The following is an 8,254-nucleotide window of genomic DNA, read 5'->3' as shown; positions in this document are numbered from 1 at the left end:
GCTTCACGGGTTCTAGGGGTGCCATAGTATCCTGTTGCTTGCGCATACTCACTGCGGATCTGTTGCTGACGATACCGGACCGCCTGTGCATGGGCTTGAGCTCTGACTTGTGATTCCTGTTGCTGAATATACTGATAAGCGGAAGCTGTTGGAACATAGGTTGGGACATAAGTGTAGCTATACACACCTGTCTGTTGCTGACGGATTTGATGAGCCTTATTTTCAGGCGTATTAGGCGCGTAAAGTGTTCCATCCTCATAGTTAATCAGCGGTCTAGGTTGACTATATCGAGGTTTCCCACCACCTAAAAACATGGTAAACGGAGAAGAAGCGACATGCCCACTCGGGTCTGTGTAATTGACTGGGTTATTGTGGACATAAGCATAGCGGTTCTGACTAAGCGGGTTAGTCAGTTGACCTTGATAGCTGTCTTCTGTGAGGAATGTTCCTGCTTGGCTATCATAATATCTTGCACGCAGATAGTCAAGTCCTGTGATGTCTCGAGCTTCGCCGTTATAGGCAAATGGGTTACCTGTTTCATCTATCGTTCTTGTTGTAGAACCATAGAGACTGTAGCTCGTAGACGCTACGGCTTCTCCCTCCTTGATCAAGCCTGTCACAGAGCCAGACTGGTTGGTCAAGTAGTTGTAATGGTCGCCTGTTTCATGGTTGTGATAAGACGTTCTACCATGACCATAGGTGTAGGTTTCTCTTCCCTTGAGTTCCCGATCATAGGTCTGGAGAACCTCGGTGTGTTCTCGGTTGACATCATTGACATAGTTACGTTCTTCGTAGTAATTAAAGCTGTCTTCTCTTGTGGTGTAAGGAATAAGCACTTCCTTGACTTGGCTGGCATAGGTTACCTCACCTTCACCCGGAAGCTCCCCAATACTTGGTGGGTTGACCACCAATCCCTCTTCATTGGCTCGATCTTTCGCCACTTTCTTATGATAGGCGGTGGACACATCGTCAAAGATCTCATGCCAGATGGTTCCCACTGTTTGTGGGAGGCTGGAAAGGGCTTGTAACACATTCTGACTAAAGCCATACCAGAAGAGACTGTGTTCTTCACCAGCTGGGGCAGTGTAAGGAGATTTCTTCTTCTCCTCGCGTTTAAAGAGTTTATAGGTGTACTTGCCCTCCTTACGGCTAGCGGTAAATACCCGATTGTCGTCCCCGTCATAAAGGGCAGCCATAAGGAGACCCTCCTTGTCCTTGACCGCAAGCAAGCGGTTTTCGGTGTCATAGATATAGTCTAACTGTTCATCATTCTTCTTAGAAGAGATCCGGTTGCCATTCTTGTCGTAAGTGTAGGTGGTTATCCCGTCCTTGTTTTCTAACTGGGTCAGACGGTTGTTGTCATCATAGGTAAAGCGGGTCTCTTCTTTCTTACCGTCTACTTCTGCTACGCTGGTCAGCTTGTTTCCAGCTAGGTCGTAGGTGTAGGTCAGCTTGGACAGTTCCTTGCCTGCCTTGCTTGAAACCGTCATGGTCTCGACTTGACCAAGGCTATCGTAGGTATAGGCTTGAATGAGGGTTTCCCCATCTTGCGTGATGGTCTCCTTGGTGATGTAGTTGCCATCATCATACTCATAGACATAGCTCGAGATCAGCTTATCTTTCTTGTCCAGATGGCGAAGCTCGGTCACCCGATGTGCCTGGTCATAGGTCAAGAAGCTCTTGGTGCCGTCTCCACGTTTGACTTCCGTCATATCACCTGCTTCGTTGTAGCTATAGGTGGTTTTCTTACCCTTGACATCTGTCACAGAAGTCAAGCGATCCAGCTCGTCATAGGTGTAGGAGACTTTACTTCCATCTGGGTAGGTCATCTGGCTGATATTGCCAAAGGCATCATAGGCATACTGAATGAGACTGCCATCCCCCTGACGGACACCCGTGATCTCCCCTTCTGCGTTGGTCTCATACTGGGTCGTACCTGTCAGGTCACTCATGGAAACCCTGCGCCCGTCCGCATCATAGGTATAGAGGACTTGACCGTCTTCTTTCTTGGAATAGTCTACCTTGAGCAGTTGATCCAGCTTATTGTAGTCGTAGCTAATCGTCTGACCGTCTGCCTTGGTGACTTTCTCTAGCTGGTTATTGACATTATAGCTATAGCTTTCCTTGTCGCCAAGGGCGGTCATCTTCTCAAGGACATTGGAGAGTTGGTCATAGGTGTAGCGAGTAACCTTGCCATTCCCATTAGTTATCGAGGTCACATTGCCCACACTGTCATAGGTGTAACTAGCCGTTGAAGCCTTGTCTCCCGTCCCTTGGGTAGCGGTTAAGATCTGGTCCTTCCCGTCATAGGTGTAGCTCTTGATACGCTCACTACCTGAAGTGATGCTAAGGAGGTTGCCGTTGCCATCATAGGTCATGGTGGCTTGTCCTCCTGCCTCATTCATGACCTTGGTGACATTGTTGTCGTGGTCATAGGTGTAGAGGGTGAGTTGACCTGCCGTATCACTCTCACTGGTCAAGCGGTTGAGACTGTCATAGGTCCGCTTGGTCACTTGCCCCAGTGGATTGGTCTCCTCTAGGAGGTTGCCATTGGGGTCGTAGCGATAGCTGGTCTCTCGTTTCCCATTGATGGTGCGCTTGGTCACTTGACCGACTGGGTCGTAACTGGAAACAATCTCTCGACCGGTCGGGCTGGTAATGGTCTTGAGCTGGTCCAGACTGGTGTAGCCAAAGCTGGTGGTTGCGCCTGACGGGCTGGTCAGCTGCTCAAGGTTGCCTGCCTCATCATAGCGATACTTGGTTTCAAGGTCAAGGGCGTTCTTGGCACTTAAAAGGCGTCCCACCTTGTCATAGGTATAGCTATTCGTTCTGTCTGACTGGTCTGTTTCCTTGATCAGGTTACCAGCTAGGTCGTACGTATAACTCTTAGCGAGACCTTGCGGACCCGTCTGTTTGGCAAGGCGTCCCAGACCATCATAGGCATAGGTGTAGACTGCCTCGTTGGGAAGTGTCCGCTTGGTAGTGCGTCCATAGAGGTCGTTGACATACTGGGTGCTGTGCCCATTGGCGTCTGTTTCTGTCGCTAGACCACCTGTCCCGTCATAGGCATAGGTTGTCTCTCCGCCTGTTGGGCGTTTAACACTGGCAAGACGGTTGAGGCTGTCATAGGTATAGCTGGTGGTATGGCCTTCTCCTGTGGTTTCCGTCAGACGGTTGCCCACTGCGTCATAGCTAAAGCTTTGTTTGGCACCAGTTGGCGCAAGGGTCTCCACCACCCGTCCCAGTGGATCATAGCTAAAGGCAGTCGCTTGACCATTAGGATCGGTATAGAGCACCAAGTTCTGATTGGCATCATAGCCATACTGGCTCTCATGACCATTGGCATCGGTCATCTTGGACAGGTTGCCTAGGACATCATAGGCGTAGGTGGAGGTGTTGCCTGCGGCGTCGGTCTCCGTCACCACACGATTAAGGGCGTCATAGCTGTAGCTTGTCTCCCGCTTGAGGTGATCAACTGTCTTGGTCAGGTTGCCATTCTCATCATAGTGGTAGGTCTTGGTCTTGCCCTCTTGGTCGGTGGAACTTGCGACCTTGCCCATCACATCATAACTAAAGCTCTCGCTGGTGCCATCTGCGTAGGTCACCTTGGTTAGCTGGTTGTCACTATCATAGCTGTAGTTCGTCACTTCTCCAAGACTGTTGGTCAAGGTCAGGCGATTGCCTGCCTTGTCATAGGTGTAGGACTCGTTCAGGTCTTGGTTATCTTTCTTGGTCACCACACGGTTGGCGGCGTCATAACTGTACTCTGTCACCAGACCGCTGGAATGTGTTTGCTTAATCAGACGATCCAAGGCGTCATACTCTTGGGTAATGGTCGAACCATCTGGAAGAGTGACTTCTTTCAATTGAGCTGTTTCTGTATAGCGCATCTTGGTCACGTTGCCATTGGCATCTGTCTGCTCAATAGGATAGCCCAATTCATTGTAAACATAGGTCGTCTTCCCACCTAAGGCATCCACGATTTCTGTCGGCTGTTCCATCTGGTTGTAAGAGCTGGTGGTGGTATTGCCAAGACCATCTGTGATACTGGCAATTTGGTTTTGACCGGTGTAGGTGCTGGTGGCGGTATAGCCTGCCGCGTCGGTCACACTATTTTGATTGCCGTTCTTATCATAGGTCATGCTGGTCTTGTGACCCAAGGCATTGGTGGTCGCAATCAGACGTCCTGCTGGACTATACTCATAGGTCGTTTCCTTGCCTAGGGCATCCGTCATAGACAGGATATTGCCCATTGCATCAAGGGTATAGGACACACTGGTTTTATCTGGATAGGTAATAGAGGTCACATTACCAGACTTGTCATAGCTATAGCTAGTTGTCTTATCACCTTTGGTTTCTGTCAGTTTGTTTCCTACTACGTCATAGGTATAAGAGACGGTTTGGCCTGCTTCATCGGTGTAAGAGAGGACACGTCCCATGACATCATAAGTGGTCTGAGTAGCTGTGCCGATGGGATAGGTCACATCCGTCAGATAACCAGAGGCATCATAGGTATGCTCTAGCACTTGACCCAGAGCGTCCGTCACCGTCTTGATGGCATTGTATCTGTCATCATAGGTCAAGCTGGTGGTATGACCTGCTTCGTTTGTCCGATTGAGCACGCGACCCAAGGCATCACGAACAAAGGTGACCCTTTTACCTGTCGCATCAGTCTCCGTCAAGAGGTGACCACGGCTGTCGTAGGTGTAGGTTGTGGTATGACCTTCTGCGTCTGTCACAGACAGCTGGTGGCCCACCCCGTCATAGGTGTAGCTGTAGCTACCTCCTTCTCCGTTAGAAGCCCCGATTTTACGACCAAAGGCATCATAGCTAAAGCTGGTAGTATTGCCATTGCCCTCTGTCACCCCTATCACTTGCCCTGCCTGGTCAAAGGTATGGCTTGTACCCACACCATCTGCGTCTAGCTCGCTGAGCTTGCGACCCTCTGCGTCATAGGTGATGGTCGTCGTTCCCCCACGAGGGTTAGTGATGCCTGTCACTTGGTTGTGGGCATTGTAGGTGAGGGTGGAAACGCCACCAAGCGGGTTGGTAATCTGAACCAGATTAGCTCCCTCATAGGCAAAGCTGGTGGTGCTGCCTGCGGCATCTGTCGTGGACAAGATCCGCCCCTCTTTGTCTACTGTGTACGTAAGGGCAGTTCCGTCTGGCAAGATGGTCTTGAGGAGATTGCCCTTACCGTCATAGTCATGGCTGGTGGTCGCTCCACCAAAGTCTGTGACAGATAAGAGGTTGTTCTTCTCATCATAGGTAGAGGTCTTAACGGCACCATCAAAGCGGGTCTCGGTAAGGACATTGCCTCTTTCGTCATAAGTGTAGCTAGTGGTTTGACCTAGTTCATTGGTTTCGCTGGCGAGACGGTTATTGGCATCATAGGTTTTAGAGCTACTAGTGCCATCCGGGTAGCGAATACCGGTTGTGCGGTAGTGGTCATCATAGGTATAGGTGGTCTGGTTACCATTGGCGTCTGTGGTGATGGTTTGACCCTCGCTATAAGAAAGAGTAGACACCGCTCCTGTACCGTCCGTCTGCTTGGTCACACGGTTCTCATCATCATATTCATTTTCAATAACCTTGGTGCCATTACCATCATACCAAACGGTCATCCGTCCCCTCTCGTCATACTCATAGCGGGTCGGGACACCCATGGCATCCGTATAGGTGATCAAGTTGCCATCTGGATCATAGTCATAGCTGAGCGTGGAACCGTTCGGAAGAGAAATCGCCCCGATAGTGCCTGCTTCATTGTAGGTAATACCGTACACGAGACCAGTGGGCGAAGTCACCTTGGTTAGCTGGTAGTTTTCATTGTAGTCAAAAGTTGTCTGATTGCCCTTTTCATCTGTCTGGCTGGTTAGAAGACCGTGGAAGTTAAAGACCTTTTCTTGCTGGTCTTTATCGGTGATATGGTAGGCCTTGACCTCATATTTCTCTTTCTCTTCACCACCAAAATCCCCCTCTTTGGTTTCAACGGTTTTGACCTTGAGAGTTAAATCATAGCCTGCGGGTGCCTTGTAGCGATCCCCCTCTTTAGTGAAAGTCACCACTGAACCATCTGTACGGGTGTAGTAGAGGTTCTGGTCCTCGTCACTAGAGACCTGCTCGTTAAAGGCAAAGGACCAGCCACGACCAAAGAGACTATGGATCCCTGCCGCCTTGGAGTTGTAGCTTCGGGCAATCTCAAAGTCGCCAGCGATATCAGGGATAGACACATCCACCCGCTCTAGGTAGAAGTTCCCGGTATTTAAGTTAATGGGCTCAAAGCCGAACTCACAGTGGAGACCCCGTCCCATCAGAAGCATGTCCACATCTGCTTTCACCTTATCATTCAAGGCAGGTGGATTATAGGGCTTGGTCGCATTCTGCCTAGGATTGCGGATAAAGAGGGTGTTGTTTTTGACCACCAACATATCCTGAATCCGGTTATCATAGGCAAGCTGGTTCAGGGGAACCCCGTAGTAAGCCGCAATCTTAGGCAGCGTATCGTATTGGGTGACCTTGTAAATCAGGAAGCTGTCACTCTTTTTCTCCCCGCTGGACTGACCGTCTTTTCTACTTTCGGCATCAATGGTATAGAGGGTATTGAGGGCTGGATCGGTAAAGGGAACCAGGGTCTGCCAGTTGGAGAGCTTGTCTCGGTACTTGGTCGTCCCTGCTTCAAAGGCCGATTCAAAAGGACTGGTATTGGGATACTTGTAGGAATAGCTAGCAGGGCTTTGACCTGTGTAATTCTTAGAGGCATCACTCAAGTGGTAGGAAACTTGAGCACCAGGTGTGGTCAGACCATCCGCAAAGACCCCTTGGAACTGGAGCTTACCCTTCTTGTCGGTCTTAACCATGGTCCGCAGGTTGATGGTGGTGTTGCTAAGCGCATAGTTGAGATCTACTGGATCGGGTACCGACCAGTTCACGGTAATGCTTGGAGCCTTATCAGGAGTAAAGCCAATCTGACCCGCATTTTCTGCGGTGGCTTCGGTCGTATAAAAAGCGCCACCATCTGCGCCCTCGTCGGTCGCTGCAACGACCAGCCCATAGTTGGGAAAGAGCCCTTGAACCCAGCCATTGACGGTCTCACGGATATCAAAGCGGTGCATTTTCTGATAGTCTTCAGCTGGGGTCGCTTTGGCGCTAATCGCATGCTCACCTGCAATCTCGCGACCAAGCGTCACAGACGAGTCCCAAGTGAGCGTATGGATATTAAAATCCTCGGTTAAGCGATAGGCTCCGAATTGGGTACTCGTATTTCCTGGGGAACCATATTGGTAGAGATTGAGGGTGGCGCTATCAATCTTGGCTTCAGAGGGAATATTCTGTTTAAAATCATAGTTGATTTTAAAATAGATCCGAGAGCGTCCGATGTCCTTGGCGTCTGGAACACCAATCATCCAATTGGTCATATAGCCGACATAGCCATAACCAAGACCTAGGTAGCGACCGTGGACAGTACTGGTCACAGCGTTGAGGATATTCTCCCGAGGAACGGTAACAGTCGGGTCAATCCGGACAGGATAGGCGCGCTCTGGGCTGGAGAGCCAGTCCTTGCCTGCGACAACCGTTACGCGGTAGTTGCCGTCTTTTTTGTCCAACTCCAAGGTCAGGTCTTGGCTGGTCTCGCCCTTACTGTCCACCATCATGGGGGCAGTGAGGACAAAGAGGATCTTGGATTGCCCTTTCTCACGCACCAAGACCTGATTGTTTTCTAAGGAAACATCATAGCTGTCGGCTTTCAAGCCATAGGTAAAGCGGTGCTTGTCTTCCCACTTGGCAAGGACAATTTCTTCCTTGACCCCATTGGACTGAACAGTGTACTGCACGTCCGTAGCCCCGTCTACGTTGTTGTAGAGAATGGCATTCTGCTCAACGGTTGCCTTGTCGTAGGTCTTCTCAAGAGGATAGAGGGAGATTTTCTCCTCCTGATGGATCACATCAATGGGGGTCTCTTTCTTGACCTCACTAGGGAGCACGACACCTACGGGTGATTCTTTAGGGAGATAGTAATGTTGCCCATTGGCATGGTAGGAATAAAGCGACAAGTCCACTGGGACTTCGACCCCATCTTGGTCAATATAGGTCTTGACGCTACTGCCAATATGGGTCACAAAGTGGGTATCATCCACACGATAGAGCTGTTCTTGACCACTAACGGCTACTGGTTCACCGTATTGGGCTTTCAAAGCGCTTTCGGCATCACTTTCTTGTGCCACCACCTTGGGTTGTTGGATTGCGTCACCCGCCT

At 50.1% G+C, this 8,254-nt stretch carries 1 protein-coding gene; it reads right to left on the bottom strand.

Translation table 11 applies throughout. From position 1 onward, the window contains the following. Positions 1–8,254, bottom strand: an 8,254-nt coding sequence (locus BU200_RS09635) for a DNRLRE domain-containing protein (RefSeq protein ID WP_142237044.1), incomplete at both ends; no start/stop codon positions are given.

The sequence above is a fragment of the Streptococcus acidominimus genome (assembly GCF_001921825.1).
Taxonomy (GTDB): Bacteria; Bacillota; Bacilli; order Lactobacillales; family Streptococcaceae; genus Streptococcus; species Streptococcus acidominimus.
The sequence above is the reverse complement of the archived record's forward strand: the minus strand, read 5'-3'. Positions and strand labels throughout refer to the sequence as shown.